Genomic DNA, 14457 nt, shown 5'->3' with positions numbered 1-14457 from the left:
ATCACGAAAGGCAGAGTCGGCACGGATGAGCAATTTTCTTGGTAGTCATTCAATCAATATGGATGCGAAGGGTCGTTTGGCGATCCCCGCACGAGTGCGTGAGGAACTCTCACATGCTTGTGATGGCCGTATTGTATTGACTGCCAACGCGCCTGATACCGAGGAAGAACGTTGCCTGCTGATTTACCCAGAGGCTCAGTGGGAGGCTTTGCGACCAAAAATTGAAGCTCTCCCTAATATGAATCGAAGAGCCCGTCGCCTTCAGCGTTTGATGCTGGGTTATGCCACGCCGCTGGAGCTGGATTCAGCAGGGCGTGTTCTGGTGCCGCCTACGCTGCGGGATTACGCCCGTTTTGAGAAAAAGCTCATGGTCGTCGGGCAGGGCAAAAAGCTTGAGCTTTGGAATGAGGATCGCTGGTTTGCCTGGCTTGATGGTGCCTCGGAAGAGGACGATATGCCGCCCGAAATGGAGGCTTTGTCCCTGTGAATAGCGAGCGCACGCTTAACGAGGACGAACATTCCACACATCAGTCAGTGCTATTGGACTCTGCAGTGGATTATCTGGTTGCCAGCGCAGATGGTCGCTATATCGACGGCACCTTCGGTCGCGGGGGGCACAGTCGCTTAATTCTAAAGCAATTGTCTGCAGCCGGTCAGTTGCTGGGAATAGATAAGGATCCAGAAGCTGTGCGCTCTGGCGAAGCTTTGGCGCAGCAAGACGACCGATTCAGCATCAGCCACAGCTCGTTCGCAGATATTTCTGCAGTGGTTGATCGGCAAGGTTGGTCTGAAGTCGACGGTGTGCTGCTCGACCTCGGCGTATCGTCGCCGCAGTTGGATGATGCTAATCGGGGTTTCAGCTTTATGCGGGATGGCCCGCTCGACATGCGCATGAACCCGCTCCAGGCACCCAGCGCTGCAGAGTGGCTCAATAGTGCGGAAGAGAAAGAGATTGCGGACGTTATTTGGCGATACGGCGAGGAGAAGTTCTCACGCCGTATCGCTCGTTCTGTGGTAGCACAACGTCAGGACGACCCGCTGATGACGACCCGTCAGCTTGCGGAGCTGGTCAGTGCAGCGGTACCCAAGAAAGACAAGCATAAGCATCCGGCTACCCGAACTTTTCAGGCGGTTAGAATTTTTATCAACCGAGAGCTTGAGGACCTGGAGCTTGGACTTCGTGCTGCGGTCGCTCGGCTGGCGCCGGGGGGTCGGTTGGTGGTTATCAGCTTCCACTCGCTGGAAGATCGGATTGTTAAGCGTTACATGCGTGATCTTGCCCGGGGGCCTCAGCTTCCCAGGGGTCTTCCCGTCAGGGCTGTGGAGACTGAATCACCGTATCAATTGATCGGGAAGGCAATGAAAGCGGAAACCAATGAAATAAGTGACAACGTCAGAGCCCGTAGTGCTGTTATGCGGGTGCTGGAACGTCGCTTGGGCAATGCGGACGAGTCGCAACCCGAAGGGGAAATAGTATGAGTGCAGTAACGATTGATCGACCTGTAAAAACCAGGCCAATAAACCGGGAGAAAATGCGCGCTGGGCTGACGACTACGCTGGGGCTTTCGAAGCAGATCCTCCAGTCAGTATGTCAGCGCAACATTCTGGCTTCGTTGGTGCTGATTCTTGTACTTATAGCGTCGTCGATCGGCGTTGCTGTCAGCGGTCATCAGAGTCGTGATCTTTTCAACACCCTGTCGCAACTGCAGATAGAGCGAGATCAGTACCAACGAGAGTGGAGTCAGCTCCTGTTGGAGCAAAGTGCTCTGAGTGCTCACGGTCGCATTGAAAATCTGGCTGCGGCAAGCCTGTCAATGGTGGTGCCGGGTAGAGAATCCATTGTGATGGTGCCGGCACCCATGCCGTACGCGCTTGCACATTAATGTTTCTAACTTGCTAATCGGGTGACAGTAGTGGCTCAGCAGGAAAACACACAGACCATCGCCCAGCGCTTGGTCGCCGGTCTCAAGGCCTGGCGGTTCGGCTCGGTGCTGAGTGTGTTTCTACTGGTGGTTGGAGTGCTGGGTTGGCGATTGGTAGACCTGCATGTCGTTGATCAGGAGTTTCTCCGTCAGCAGGGAGATGTCCGCACCATTCGCGTTGAAACCATAGATGCCCATCGAGGCATGATCACCGATCGCTACGGTGAGCCATTGGCAGTCAGCGCGCCCGTAAATACGGTATGGGCAAACCCGGGTGAGATGAGCGCGGACGACCCGAGGCTGACGGCAGTTGCAAGGCTGTTGGGTTTGAATGAGGCGCGTCTCCGGGAGCGCCTGCGTCAATATCAGCAGCGGGAGTTCATCTATTTGAAACGCAAGATCCAGCCCTCCCTCGCACGGGAGGTTCTGGATGTTGGTGTGCCTGGTCTGTACACCCGCAGGGAATACCGTCGTTACTACCCGGCAGGAGAGGTGACCTCTCATGTGGTGGGTTTTACCAATATTGATGAAATGGGCCAGGAGGGTATTGAACTTTCCTTTAACGACTGGCTGAGCGGGGAGGTCGGTAGCAAGCGGGTGTTGAAAGACAATCGAGGCCGGGTTATCAAGGACTTGTCTCTTATTCGTGATGCAAGCCCCGGTAAAGAAATTGCCCTGAGCATCGATCTTCGTCTCCAGTACCTGGCTTACCGGGAGCTGAAAGCGGTTGTTCAAGCACACAACGCTCGCGGCGGTACCCTGGTGATGCTGGACGTGGCAACTGGTGAAGTGCTTGCGATGGTTAATCAGGCTTCTTACAACCCGAACGATCGCCAGAACATGGACCCGGCAGGCCTTCGAAACAAGGCGATAACCGATTTATTTGAGCCTGGCTCGACCATGAAGCCTATTACTGTGGCCGCGGCTCTTGAAAGTGGCAAGTACACGCCTTCGTCCACCATTGATACGTCGCCCGGGTACCGCCGCTTTGGTCGGTATACCATTCGCGACACCAGTAATCACAATGTGCTTGATCTTAAAGGGATTATTGTAAAATCCAGTAACGTTGGTATCAGCCGCATTGCGACCGAGCTGGGTGGGGACACTATTCGTGACCTCTACTACCGTATGGGGCTGGGGCAGGCCACCGGTATCGGCTTTCCCGGAGAAGCGGTCGGAGTCCTTCCGAGCCCCCCACGCTGGCGTCCAGTGGAAGAAGCCACGCTGTCTTATGGCTATGGCCTGAGCGTTAATGCCCTGCAGTTGGCACAGGCATATATGGTGTTGGCTAATGGTGGTATCCGTTATCCCCTCAGTCTGTTGAAGCAGGATGTTCCGCCACCGGGTGAGCGGGTTCTGTCGGAAGCTGTCACTGCTGAGGTCCGTGATATGTTGCGTGCTGCAGTCGAAAATGGCACTGGGAAGCGAGCACAACCAGGCCTCTATTCGGCTGGCGGAAAAACAGGCACCGTACACCTCGTTGGCGTGGGCGGGTACGAGAAAAGTCAGTACAAGGCTGTTTTTGCAGGAATGGCTCCGGTGGAAAACCCCCGTCTTGTAACGGTGGTGGCCGTAGATGCCCCTCAGGGAGGAGAATATTACGGTGGAGAAGTGGCTGCGCCAGTGTTTGCCCGTGTTATGGGAGGCGCTTTGCGGTTGCTGAATGTGAAACCTGAACTGGAGCTTGGCAAAAACGGTGCGAATGTGCCCAACCGTGCTTCCGGGGAGCGGGGGTAAGCCTATGTGTGTTACATCGCTTAGCACATTGTTGCATGGGGTCGCACCGTTACCGTCGGTGTTCGATGTCACCATTCATGGCTTTACGACAGGCAGTCGTGAGGTGCGCCCGGGCGATGCGTTTGTCGCTCTGCCGGGTGCCCGAACGCCCTCAGATCACTATATTGATGCCGCTATACGGGCAGGCGCGGCAGTCATTCTCCTTGACGCTCCCCAGGCCGGGGAGTGTTCTGAACATCAGGGTGCGCTTGTTGTTCCGATCGCCGATCTGCGACACAAGCTCGGTTTGCTCGCCGATCGCTTTTATGAGCACCCTTCTCAGCGGCTGCGTTTGCTGGGGGTCACCGGCACCAACGGCAAAACCTCCGTCACTCATTTCCTTTCTCAGTTACTGAGCGAAACCGGAACTCCCTGCGGCATGATCGGAACGCTGGGTTGCGGTATGCCAGGGAGGCTCCAGTCAACGACCCACACGACGCCTGATGTGGCCAATGTGAATAAATGCCTGTCCTATATTCTCTCCCAAGGTGGTCGTGCAGCAGCCATGGAGGTCTCTTCTCACGCCTTGGAGCAAGGCAGGGTTGACGATATCACCATGACCGGCGCCATTTTTACGAATCTCAGCCGCGACCATCTTGACTATCACGGCACGATGGAAGCTTACGGTAGCGCCAAAGCCAAACTCTTTCTCAGGGAGGGACTGCATTTTTCAGTGATCAATTTTGATGACCCATTTGGCCGTCAATTATATGACCAACTGGAAGGCCAGTGTGATCGCGTGCGGTACAGCCTGCATGAATCCCAGACCGAACTTTGGCTCACCGATTATCGTCCGGATGCTGATGGTTTTTGCGCCTCAATCGACGGGATATGGGGTGAGTTTGATATCGAGGCGCCACTGTTGGGAAGCTTTAATGTCAGTAATGTACTTGCTGCTATGGGCGCGGTTCTGAGTCTTGGCGTGCCGGTAGAGCGGGTTGCAGCGGCGACAGCAAGGCTTACTGCTCCTCCCGGCCGGCTGGAATCGTACATTGGCCAGAATGGCACTCGGGTGGTGGTTGACTACGCGCACACTCCGGACGCCTTGGCCAACGCGTTAGAGGCTTTACGACCGCACGCAAAGGGTGAGTTGATCTGCGTCTTCGGGTGCGGGGGCGATCGTGACACGGGTAAGCGCCCGGAAATGGCCAAGGCCGCAGAGAGCGGCGCTGACCGAGTGATTGTGACGGATGATAACCCGCGGTCAGAACATCCGGAGACCATCGCCAGAGACATTATGGCGGGCTTTGCGGCACCCGCAGTGGTGGAGGTAATTCATGACCGTGCCAAAGCTATACGCCTGGCGATTGAGTCGGCCAGTTCTGGAGATGTGGTTTTGATTGCAGGCAAAGGCCATGAAGCCTGGCAGGAAACTGCCGGTCAACGGGTGCCCTTCAGTGATGCGGAGCAAGTGCGTTCAGCATTATCGCTCACCGGGGGTGTGGCATGATGCGCTCGTTTCTGCTGTCAGAGGCAGCTCGGTGGCTCGGTGCGACGGCTCCTGTGACGGATATCTCATTTCAGGGCGTTTGCACGGACACAAGAACAATTAACCCGGGTGACTTGTTTGTTGCGCTCCGGGGTGAACGGTTCGATGGCCATCGGTTTCTCGCTGACGCCGTTAAGGCGGGGGCTTCCTCGTTAGTGGTGGAGACCCTAGTCCCCTCGATAATGGTACCTCAGATCAAAGTGGCGGATACCACGGAAGCGCTAGCAACTCTGGCGTTCGGGAATCGGCGTGACAGTAATGCTCGTTTTGTCGCGGTGACCGGCAGCAGTGGGAAAACCACGGTTAAGGAAATGCTGGCCGCCATCCTGCGGGGCGCGGGGGAAACACTCGCTACACGGGGCAACCTCAATAACCATATCGGCGTTCCGTTGACGTTGTTCGATATTACTCCCGATCATCAGTTTGCTGTGATTGAACTGGGTGCCAGTGGTGTTGGTGAAATCGCTCACACGGTTTCAATCACTCGGCCCGATGTGGCGATTATTACCAACGCCGGAGAAGCACACCTGGAAGGGTTTGGTAGTTACGAGAATATTGTGGCCACCAAGGGCGAGATCATTGATGGCGTTATAGCCGGCGGGACGGTGGTTCTGAACCGTGATGATCCGGCCTTTGACATCTGGCGCAACCGAGCCGGTGAGCGCAAGGTGGTGTCAGTTGGCTCCGAGGCGACCGGACCGGCCGATTATACCTGCGAAACGCTGGACTCAAAAGGTGCTGAACAGGTGTTGAGGCTACATGGGCCTGATCACTGGACCTGCGACATCACTTTCGCTCTGCTGGGCAAGCATAACCGGATCAATGCGCTGCTTGCCGTTGCAGCGGTGCGAGAACTGGGTGTTGATGAAGACTGCATTCGGGCGGGGCTTGCCGCTCTTGAACCAGTACCTGGTCGCTTGGAGGCCATCGTTCTGGCGCCGGACATTACCGTGATTGATGACAGTTATAACGCCAACCCAACGTCTATAAAAGCAGCCCTTGAGGTGTTGTCAAAAAGTCCCGGCAGGCATGTTGCGGTGCTCGGTGGCATGGCTGAATTGGGTGAGGGCGCTGAACGTCTCCATGAACAGGTTGGTGAGTACGCCCGGCAGTTGAATATCGACACCCTGATTGTGGTTGGTGAGCAGGCGAAGGCATACCGGACCGGCTTTGGTGAGCACACAGTGGTCTGCGCTGATCACAGGGATGCCATTAATTACGTTGAGACGCAGCTTGCCGCTCCGGTCACGGTGCTGGTGAAAGGATCTCGTAGTTCCACCATGAATCTCGTGGTGGAGGGACTCAAAAACAAGGTGACACATTCATGCTGCTCTGGCTGACGGGAACACTCTCAGACTATTTCACATCGCTGACGGTGTTTCAGTACCTGACTTTGCGTGGGATTTTCGGTGTGCTTACCGCACTGCTGATCTCTCTGGTGATCGGCCCGTTGATGATACGAAAACTGGGCCAGTACCAGATTGGCCAATCTGTCCGTGATGATGGTCCGCAAACCCATCTGAGTAAGGCTGGAACGCCGACCATGGGCGGTGCTCTTATTCTGGTGGCCATTGCCATCAGCACGCTGCTGTGGGCAGACCTCACAAATCGCTATATCTGGATAACGCTGGTGGTGACTCTGCTGTTCGGGGCCATCGGCTGGGTGGATGATTATCGGAAGGTGGTTGAGCGCAATCCTCGTGGTCTACCGAGCCGCTGGAAGTATTTCTGGCAGTCGGTAATTGGTGCGTCGGCGGCGTTTGTATTGTTTTACACCGCCACGCTGCCCCAGGAAACCTCTCTGTTTGTTCCCTTGTTCAAGAATGTGTCGTTCGCATTGGGCCCCGCTTTTTTCATTCTGCTGACATACTTTGTCATTGTCGGTAGCAGTAATGCGGTCAACCTTACCGATGGCCTTGACGGTCTAGCGATCCTTCCAACGGTAATGGTAGCCGCTGCGCTCGGGATATTTGCCTACCTTTCCGGCCATGCGCAATTTTCCAACTATCTGCTGATTCCCCACTTGCCGGGCACCGGCGAGCTCATCGTATTTTGCGGCGCCCTGGTGGGAGCCGGGCTGGGTTTCCTGTGGTTTAACACTTATCCGGCTCAAGTATTTATGGGGGATGTGGGTGCCCTGGCGCTCGGGGCCGCGCTCGGGGTCGTCGCTGTCATCGTGAGGCAGGAAATTGTGCTTTTCATCATGGGAGGTATTTTCGTGATGGAAACCGTGTCGGTAATTTTGCAGGTGGCGTCCTTCCGACTGACGGGGCGGCGAATTTTCCGCATGGCGCCGCTGCATCACCATTTTGAACTGAAAGGCTGGCCCGAACCTCGCGTCATTGTGCGGTTCTGGGTCATCACTGTGGTCCTGGTCCTGGTTGGACTGGCCACGCTGAAAATTCGATAGGCAGAGCAGACCGATATGAGTGTCATTGTTTCAGACCGTCGCACATTGGTAGTAGGACTCGGCAAGACTGGGCTCTCCTGCGTGCGTTACCTGCTCGCGCAGGGACGGGACGTAGCCGTGGCCGACAATCGTCTTTCACCGCCCGGTCTTGCCGAGCTTGAAGCCCAATGGCCAGAGCTTCCTGTTCACTTGGGGGACTTCGATGCGGAGCTTTTCGCCAGTTTTAATGAACTGGTAGTCAGTCCGGGATTGAGTGTAGAGGAGACCGCCATTCGTACCGCCGCGGAACGTGGCGCCCGAATCAGGGGCGATATTGACCTCTTCAGTGATGCGGTGCAGGCGCCGATCATTGCTATAACAGGTTCAAACGGCAAGACCACAGTGACCACGCTTTTGGGCGAAATGGCGAAAGCGGCTGGCGTGCGCGTGGCGGTCGGCGGCAATATTGGAACCCCGGCGCTGGATCTGCTCGATACGAATGTTGAACTTTACATCCTGGAACTCTCCAGCTTTCAGCTTGAAACTACGGCTACTCTGGGCGCAATGGCCGCGACGGTACTGAATGTCAGTGATGATCATATGGATCGTTACGCGACCAAGATGGCTTACTTCCAGGCCAAACAACGCATTTTTAATGGCTGCAAGACGGCAGTGGTTAATCTGGATGATCCCCTGAGCACTCCGATGGCGCGGGATACCCTGCGTTTTGTCTGTTTCGGGATGCATCGGATCAACCCCGAAACGTTCAGTACGCGAGATGATGAGGGAGATGCCTGGATTACCTTTGGGTTTGACAACCTGATTCGCCAGAGCGAGCTACCTCTGCTTGGCCGTCACAATCTGAGTAATGTGATGGCCGCCTTGGCATTAGGCCATGCTGCTGGTTTGCCAATGCCGGTGATGCTGGACGTTGCCCGGAATTTTCGTGGACTGCCTCACCGCTGTGAACTGGTGCGTACCATTGCAGGTGTGGACTATATCAATGACTCCAAAGGCACCAATGTAGGCGCGACGGTGGCGGCGATCGAAAGTCTGGCTCTGCCGAACGGGAAAATTGTGTTGATCGCTGGTGGTGAAGGCAAGGGTGCGGATTTTGGTCCCTTGGTGGCGCCTGTGTCACGCCATTGCAGGGCGGCCATTCTGATCGGTCGTGACGCCCCGAAACTCGCAGCGTTGCTCGATGATCACGTTGAAACCCAGCGGGCGGACACGTTGGCTCACGCCGTCATCAGAGCGTCGGAGAAAGCTCAGGCCAGCGACCGGGTCCTGTTGTCTCCAGCTTGCGCCAGTTTCGATATGTTCCGGGACTACGAAGACCGCGGCGACCAGTTCAGACAACAGGTGGAGGCACTATGAATCTGCCCGAACTGAAGCTTGCGAATCCCGGCATTCATCTCAGTCGCAACCCGTTGCCATGGCTGCTCCTGAGTGCTATTGCCCTGCTGGTCATTGGCATTGTGATGATTGCTTCGGCCTCCACTGATATGGCGGCGGCGGTTATGGGCGACAGCTATCATTTTGTTATCCGTCAGCTCATTTTCGCGATGCTCGGATGCACTTTGGCGCTGATCGCCGCCAATATTCCACTGGCCTGGTGGGAGCGCAGCGGCTGGTTGCTGCTGGGTATCGGGCTCTTTGTGTTAATTCTGGTATTGACCCCGGTTGGCCGCACGGTAAATGGATCTACCCGATGGATTCCATTCGGTCTGTTCAATGTGCAGGTCTCCGAAATTGCCAAGCTCTGTCTGATTGCCTACCTCGCGGGTTATGTGGTCAGGCGCCGGGAAGAACTGGTCAATACCTGGGTTGGTTTTCTCAAGCCGGTTGCGGTGCTGGGTATGGCTTCGATTCTGCTGGTTATCGAGCCGGATTTCGGTGCCACCGTGGTTCTGATGTCAGCCGCGCTCGGCATGATTTTCCTCAGCGGCGTGAGGCTCAGTCGCTTTTTGCCGCTGATAGTGTCCTGCGTATTTATTGGCACTGCGCTTATTTTAACTCAGCCGTATCGGTTGAAGCGCGTGGTGAGCTACCTCGACCCATGGAAAGATCAGTTCGACAGTGGGTATCAGCTAACCCAGTCCCTGATTGCCTTTGGTCGGGGTGATTGGGGCGGGGTTGGGCTCGGGAACTCTGTTCAGAAGCTGTTCTATTTGCCGGAGGCCCACACCGATTTCATTTTTGCCATTACAGCGGAAGAGTTTGGTCTGATTGGGTCCCTGAGTGTCCTGGGGCTGGTCACAGTGCTGGTACTGGCAGGCTTCGCCATCGCACGCCGGGCAGAAAACGCTGGCATGCCCTTCGCGGCGTGTTTTTCTTACGGTATTACACTGCTGATCGGTTTGCAGGCCAGCATCAACATGGCAGTTAACACAGGTTTGTTGCCCACCAAAGGGCTGACACTACCGTTAGTCAGTTACGGCGGCAGCAGTCTGCTGATGACCTGTATCTGCATCGGTGTTCTGGCGAGGGTAGAAATAGAGCGTACGGCCCAGGATAAGCCCGCAGAAAAAGGTAAACAAAAACCATTTCGCGGAGGTGCGGCTTATGAGTAGTAAGCGCTTCCTTATCATGGCTGGCGGTACTGGCGGGCATGTGTTTCCCGCGTTGGCCACAGCACGGCTGTTACAGGCGCGGGGCCACGAAGTCCACTGGCTCGGTTCCTCCGGTGGTATGGAAGTGGGTCTGATTGGCGACACGGACATACCGCTCTCCCTGATCTCCATTGCTGGCCTCCGTGGCAAGGGGGGAGCGACCGTGTTAGCAGCACCTTACGGCTTGGTGCGTGGGCTTACTCAGGCTCTGGCGGTAGTACGGTCGGTCAAGCCAGATTGCGTGATCGGCATGGGCGGCTTTGTCACCGGGCCGGGCGGGGTTGCTGCATGGCTGACCCGGACACCGCTATTGATCCACGAACAGAATGCGGTTGCGGGTATGACCAATCGAATTCTGGCGCGTTTCGCAAAAACGGTGATGGAAGCTTTTCCGAACAGCTTCGGAGCTAAGGTGGTCACTCGTTGTACCGGTAATCCGGTACGGGATGATATGACCCACATGCCTGCGCCGGATGAGCGTATGGCGGAACGCACAGGAGCGTTAAGAGTCCTGGTGGTGGGTGGAAGCCTGGGTGCTCAGGCAATTAACAGTTGTGTGCCTCAGGCGCTGGCAAAAATGCCATTGGATATGCGCCCAACCGTTCGTCATCAATGCGGCGAGCGCAATCTGATCGCCACGAAAGAGGCCTATGAAGCGGCAGGCGTTGAAGCGTCAGTCGAGCCCTTCATCAGCGAGATGGCCACCGCCTACGGCTGGGCCGATATTGTTGTTTGCAGGGCCGGAGCGCTGACGATTGCGGAACTTTGTGCGGCTGGTCTTGGTGCGATTCTGGTGCCGTTCCCCCACGCGGTGGACGATCATCAGACCAAGAATGCGGAACATATGGTGCAGGCCAAAGCGGCCATGCTGATTCCTCAACCCAAATTGACTGCGGACATTCTGGCCGAAACTCTCACTGACCTGCTGGCGGATCGCGGTCGAGTTCAGGCAATGGCCAGAGCCGCACGATCCCTAGCGCGTCCCGACGCGACGGAGCGAGTTGTGAATTATTGTCTGGAGGCGGCTCATGCCTGAATTAACCAATCCTCCTCTGGTTTACCAGGTGCCTGAGATGCGCCGGATTCGCCATATACACTTTGTGGGAATCGGCGGCGCTGGCATGAGTGGTATAGCGGAGGTTCTTAAAAATCAGGGCTATGACGTATCAGGATCAGATATCCGGGAAAGCGTGGTGACCCAGAGATTGCAGAACATGGACATCAGGGTCGATATCGGCCATCGGGAAGAGAATACCGATCTGGCGGATGTGGTGGTGGTGTCATCCGCCGTGGCGTCAGACAACCCGGAAGTGGTGTCTGCCCGAAACCGTCGCGTGCCGATTGTGCCAAGAGCCGAAATGCTTGCCGAAATCATGCGTTACCGTCACGGCATCGCTGTTGCGGGTACCCATGGCAAAACCACAACCACAAGCCTGATTGCCTCGATTCTTGGGGAAGCCGGACTTGACCCCACGTTCGTGATTGGCGGAAAGCTTAACAGTGCAGGCACCAACGCGCAGTTGGGAGGTTCTCGCTACCTGGTCGCCGAGGCGGATGAAAGTGATGCATCGTTTCTGCATCTCACACCCGTTATCTCCGTGGTAACCAATATTGAAGCCGACCATATGGAAACCTATGGCGGTGACGTTGGCAAGCTCAAGCAAACCTTTGTGGATTTTCTGCACAATCTGCCCTTTTACGGTGTGGCAGTGATGTGTGTGGATGACGATTATGTAAACGAGATAATCCCCCGGATTTCCCGCGCCATCATTACTTACGGTATCGACAATCCGGAAGCTGATTACCACGCCGAGCACATCACCTTCGACGGCCTGCGAACCCATTTCACCGTGCGTCGTCCCGGTGGACGCAAGGATCTGACTGTTGAGCTGAAAATGCCTGGTCGGCACAACGTATTGAATGCTTTGGCTGCTATTGCTGTTGCAACTGATGAGGGCGTGGATGACAGCGCTATCTGCAGCGGTTTGGCGGGTTTCGCAGGGGTTGGTCGTCGCTTCCAGGTCTACGGGGATTACAAAACATCCAAGGCTACCGTCACCCTGGTGGACGATTACGGTCATCACCCCACCGAAGTGGAGGCGGTCATACGGGCGGCGCGGGAAGCCTGGCCGGACCGACGCATTACCATGCTCTACCAGCCTCACCGGTTCAGTCGCACCCGGGATCTGTATGAGGACTTCGTCCGGGTGCTCTCGGAGGTGGACACGCTGCTGTTGATGGACGTTTACTCCGCCGGAGAGGCGATGGTTCCCGGCGCCGACGGTCGCGCGCTGTGTCGAAGTATCCGGCAACGGGGCAAGCTTGAGCCGATATTCGTTGAAGACAACAGCGAAGTAGAAACCTTGCTGGAAACAGCATTGCAGAACGGCGATCTGCTTATTACCCAAGGCGCTGGCGATATCGGCGGTGTGGCCCTCCGGTTGGCTGCTGCAGGGGGACTTGTCCATGAGTGAGATCAGCATGCTCGGTTATCAGGCAGATGCACAGCTTCAGAAGGCGCTGGGTCGCGTGGCCGTATTAATGGGGGGTGATTCTGCCGAGCGTGCCGTGTCCTTGAAAAGTGGCAGTGCGGTGTTGAGTGCGCTTCAGGCAGCGGGCGTTAATGCTTTTGGCATTGATGTCACAGGCAGTCTGCTGCAGGTGGTAGATCAGCCCACTTTCGACCGCGTATTCATTGCGTTGCACGGGCGTGGGGGCGAAGACGGTACAGTGCAGGCCATTCTGTCTCAGGCGGGCATCCCATACACCGGCAGTGAGGTGATGGCCTCTGCGTTAGCCATGGACAAGCTGCGAACGAAGTACGTGTTTGAAGGCTGCGGCCTGCCAACCCCGGCATTCAGGGCCATGGCCTCTGTTGAGGAAGCTGACAGTGTGCTGGCAGCACTGAAAGCGCCGCTGAGTGTGAAGCCTTCACGGGAGGGTTCCAGTATTGGGATCCGTAAAGTCAGCACCCGAGATGAGTTAATTGAGGCCTATGTGGCGGCCAGCCAGCACGATCCGCTGGTCCTGATAGAAGAGTGGGTGGAAGGCCCTGAGTTCACGGTGAGCGTTTTGCAAGGTCAGGCACTGCCTGCGATTGGCTTGAGTACCGACCATGTGTTCTACGACTACGACGCTAAATACATTAGTAACGACACCCGCTATCAAATTCCTTGCGGGCTGTCGCCGGAACAGGAATTGAAGCTGCAGGAGCTGGCCGTTGAAGCATTCCGTGTGCTCGGCTGTCGCACCTGGGGTCGAGTCGACATCATGCAGGACCGGGTTGGCGATTTCTGGCTACTCGAGGTCAACACGGTTCCTGGCATGACGGACCACAGCCTGGTCCCCATGTCCGCCAAAGCGGCTGGCATAAGTTTCGAAGAGCTGGTGGTGCGTATTCTGCAGGACACCCTGGAGGCCGAGCATGCTTGACCGGATGATGCTCCGCAGTCGCCCCGTTCCGCAAGAGCCCCCGCGCAGACGCGGTGCGACCTCTGCCGGTCCGGACAGCGATCCCTGGGCAGCTTTCAAGCTGGTGTTCGGCTCTGCCCCGTGGTTGCAGATGGGGCTTGGGGTCGTTGTGCTGGTAGTTGCGGGTATGGTGCCCTGGGGCGCTGGTGTAGTGCTTTCTGCCCTGGACCGGCAGATCGGCTCGATTCAAATTAAGGGAACTCTGATCGGGGAAAGCCAGGAAGCCCTGGAGCAGCGGGCAGGACAATGGGTTGGTCGCAGCTTCTTTGCGACCGACCTGGCGGATGTGAAGGCGGAGATCGAGCAGCGGCCATGGGTTGAAACCGCCGCGGTCAAGCGGGTCTGGCCTGACGGGCTGGTGATCGAAGTTCGTGAAAAGAAGCCGCTGGCGTATTGGAACAGCGATCAGTTGATCAGCCGGTCAGGTTTGCTGTTCAGTCCCGCGAATCGGGACGTTGCCGGGCCGTTGCCAAAATTATCCGGTCCTGATGAGCGGGTTCGGGAAGTGATTTCAACAGCCCGCATGATGGCGGGTGTCCTGACCGAGCGCGGTCTGGGATTTGCGGGCCTGGCGCTTGAAGAGCGGGGAGCGTGGACGCTGACAATGGCGAATGGCATTGAAGTCGTCCTGGGCCGAGATCAGGTGGAACAGCGGTTTGAACGATTCATGACGGTATACGAGGGCCAGCTGGCGGCTCGCGCGGATGAAGTAAAACGCATTGATGCCCGTTACACCAACGGTGTGGCGGTCCAGTGGAAAAAACTGGATAAGGCATCCGGGAAAAATACTTAGACCCA

The 14457-nt window shown here is 56.5% G+C and carries 13 protein-coding genes; all 13 read left to right on the top strand.

The annotated features are described in order from the left end of the window. The first annotated feature begins 25 nt into the window (after positions 1–25). The 13 genes from mraZ to WEB64_RS12335 are packed head-to-tail and all read left to right on the top strand — an operon-like array spanning position 26 to position 14452. Positions 26–487 (top strand): division/cell wall cluster transcriptional repressor MraZ, encoded by a 462-nt coding sequence (gene mraZ, locus WEB64_RS12395; RefSeq protein WP_368058148.1) that lies wholly within the window; start codon positions 26–28, stop codon positions 485–487. Next, positions 484–1479 carry a 16S rRNA (cytosine(1402)-N(4))-methyltransferase RsmH gene (gene rsmH, locus WEB64_RS12390; protein ID WP_368058150.1) on the top strand — a complete coding sequence of 332 codons (996 nt, stop codon included), beginning with the start codon at positions 484–486 and terminating at the stop codon, positions 1477–1479. The genes mraZ and rsmH overlap by 4 nt, the downstream gene beginning before the upstream one ends. Then, positions 1476–1883, top strand: coding sequence for a cell division protein FtsL (gene ftsL, locus WEB64_RS12385; protein ID WP_368058152.1), 408 nt, complete (start codon positions 1476–1478; stop codon positions 1881–1883). The genes rsmH and ftsL overlap by 4 nt, the downstream gene beginning before the upstream one ends. A gap of 30 nt (positions 1884–1913) precedes the next feature. Beyond that, the gene (locus WEB64_RS12380) at positions 1914–3659 is read left to right on the top strand and encodes a peptidoglycan D,D-transpeptidase FtsI family protein (RefSeq protein ID WP_368058154.1); all 1746 of its coding nucleotides are present in this window, start codon (positions 1914–1916) and stop codon (positions 3657–3659) included. A 4-nt stretch (positions 3660–3663) separates the two neighbouring features. Continuing rightward, positions 3664–5148: a UDP-N-acetylmuramoyl-L-alanyl-D-glutamate--2,6-diaminopimelate ligase gene (locus WEB64_RS12375; protein WP_368058156.1), complete on the top strand. Its 1485-nt coding sequence runs from the start codon at positions 3664–3666 to the stop codon at positions 5146–5148. Beyond that, positions 5145–6527 carry a UDP-N-acetylmuramoyl-tripeptide--D-alanyl-D-alanine ligase gene (gene murF, locus WEB64_RS12370; protein WP_368058158.1) on the top strand — a complete coding sequence of 461 codons (1383 nt, stop codon included), beginning with the start codon at positions 5145–5147 and terminating at the stop codon, positions 6525–6527. Before WEB64_RS12375 ends, murF begins: the two co-directional genes overlap by 4 nt. Continuing rightward, the gene (gene mraY, locus WEB64_RS12365; RefSeq protein WP_368058160.1) at positions 6512–7597 is read left to right on the top strand and encodes a phospho-N-acetylmuramoyl-pentapeptide-transferase; all 1086 of its coding nucleotides are present in this window, start codon (positions 6512–6514) and stop codon (positions 7595–7597) included. Before murF ends, mraY begins: the two co-directional genes overlap by 16 nt. Positions 7598–7612: 15 nt before the next feature. After that, complete coding sequence (murD, locus tag WEB64_RS12360; RefSeq protein ID WP_368058162.1) at positions 7613–8953, top strand: UDP-N-acetylmuramoyl-L-alanine--D-glutamate ligase; 1341 nt, start codon at positions 7613–7615, stop codon at positions 8951–8953. After that, positions 8950–10149 carry a putative lipid II flippase FtsW gene (gene ftsW, locus WEB64_RS12355; RefSeq protein WP_368058164.1) on the top strand — a complete coding sequence of 400 codons (1200 nt, stop codon included), beginning with the start codon at positions 8950–8952 and terminating at the stop codon, positions 10147–10149. Before murD ends, ftsW begins: the two co-directional genes overlap by 4 nt. Next, positions 10142–11224 (top strand): undecaprenyldiphospho-muramoylpentapeptide beta-N-acetylglucosaminyltransferase, encoded by a 1083-nt coding sequence (gene murG / locus WEB64_RS12350; RefSeq protein ID WP_368058166.1) that lies wholly within the window; start codon positions 10142–10144, stop codon positions 11222–11224. The genes ftsW and murG overlap by 8 nt, the downstream gene beginning before the upstream one ends. Next, positions 11217–12662: a UDP-N-acetylmuramate--L-alanine ligase gene (gene murC / locus WEB64_RS12345; protein WP_368058168.1), complete on the top strand. Its 1446-nt coding sequence runs from the start codon at positions 11217–11219 to the stop codon at positions 12660–12662. The genes murG and murC overlap by 8 nt, the downstream gene beginning before the upstream one ends. After that, entirely contained in the window at positions 12655–13620 is a 966-nt protein-coding gene (locus tag WEB64_RS12340) for a D-alanine--D-alanine ligase (RefSeq protein ID WP_368058170.1), read from the top strand. Before murC ends, WEB64_RS12340 begins: the two co-directional genes overlap by 8 nt. Next, positions 13613–14452 carry a cell division protein FtsQ/DivIB gene (locus tag WEB64_RS12335; RefSeq protein WP_368058172.1) on the top strand — a complete coding sequence of 280 codons (840 nt, stop codon included), beginning with the start codon at positions 13613–13615 and terminating at the stop codon, positions 14450–14452. Before WEB64_RS12340 ends, WEB64_RS12335 begins: the two co-directional genes overlap by 8 nt. The last annotated feature ends 5 nt before the right edge of the window (positions 14453–14457 follow it).

Origin of the sequence: Marinobacter sp. (assembly GCF_040882185.1) — a bacterium.
Classification (GTDB): Bacteria; Pseudomonadota; Gammaproteobacteria; order Pseudomonadales; family Oleiphilaceae; genus Marinobacter.
This window is presented reverse-complemented; position numbering and strand designations above follow the sequence as displayed.

What these genes read in the sequence shown, in the direction of transcription:
- murF (WP_368058158.1), top strand. Translation starts at nt 5,145, where the DNA reads ATGATGCGCTCGTTTCTGCTGTCAGAGGCAGCTCGGTGGCTCGGTGCG.
- mraY (WP_368058160.1), top strand. Translation starts at nt 6,512, where the DNA reads ATGCTGCTCTGGCTGACGGGAACACTCTCAGACTATTTCACATCGCTG.
- WEB64_RS12340 (WP_368058170.1), top strand. Translation starts at nt 12,655, where the DNA reads ATGAGTGAGATCAGCATGCTCGGTTATCAGGCAGATGCACAGCTTCAG.
- murD (WP_368058162.1), top strand. Translation starts at nt 7,613, where the DNA reads ATGAGTGTCATTGTTTCAGACCGTCGCACATTGGTAGTAGGACTCGGC.
- WEB64_RS12375 (WP_368058156.1), top strand. Translation starts at nt 3,664, where the DNA reads ATGTGTGTTACATCGCTTAGCACATTGTTGCATGGGGTCGCACCGTTA.
- ftsL (WP_368058152.1), top strand. Translation starts at nt 1,476, where the DNA reads ATGAGTGCAGTAACGATTGATCGACCTGTAAAAACCAGGCCAATAAAC.
- WEB64_RS12335 (WP_368058172.1), top strand. Translation starts at nt 13,613, where the DNA reads ATGCTTGACCGGATGATGCTCCGCAGTCGCCCCGTTCCGCAAGAGCCC.
- mraZ (WP_368058148.1), top strand. Translation starts at nt 26, where the DNA reads ATGAGCAATTTTCTTGGTAGTCATTCAATCAATATGGATGCGAAGGGT.
- murG (WP_368058166.1), top strand. Translation starts at nt 10,142, where the DNA reads ATGAGTAGTAAGCGCTTCCTTATCATGGCTGGCGGTACTGGCGGGCAT.
- ftsW (WP_368058164.1), top strand. Translation starts at nt 8,950, where the DNA reads ATGAATCTGCCCGAACTGAAGCTTGCGAATCCCGGCATTCATCTCAGT.
- murC (WP_368058168.1), top strand. Translation starts at nt 11,217, where the DNA reads ATGCCTGAATTAACCAATCCTCCTCTGGTTTACCAGGTGCCTGAGATG.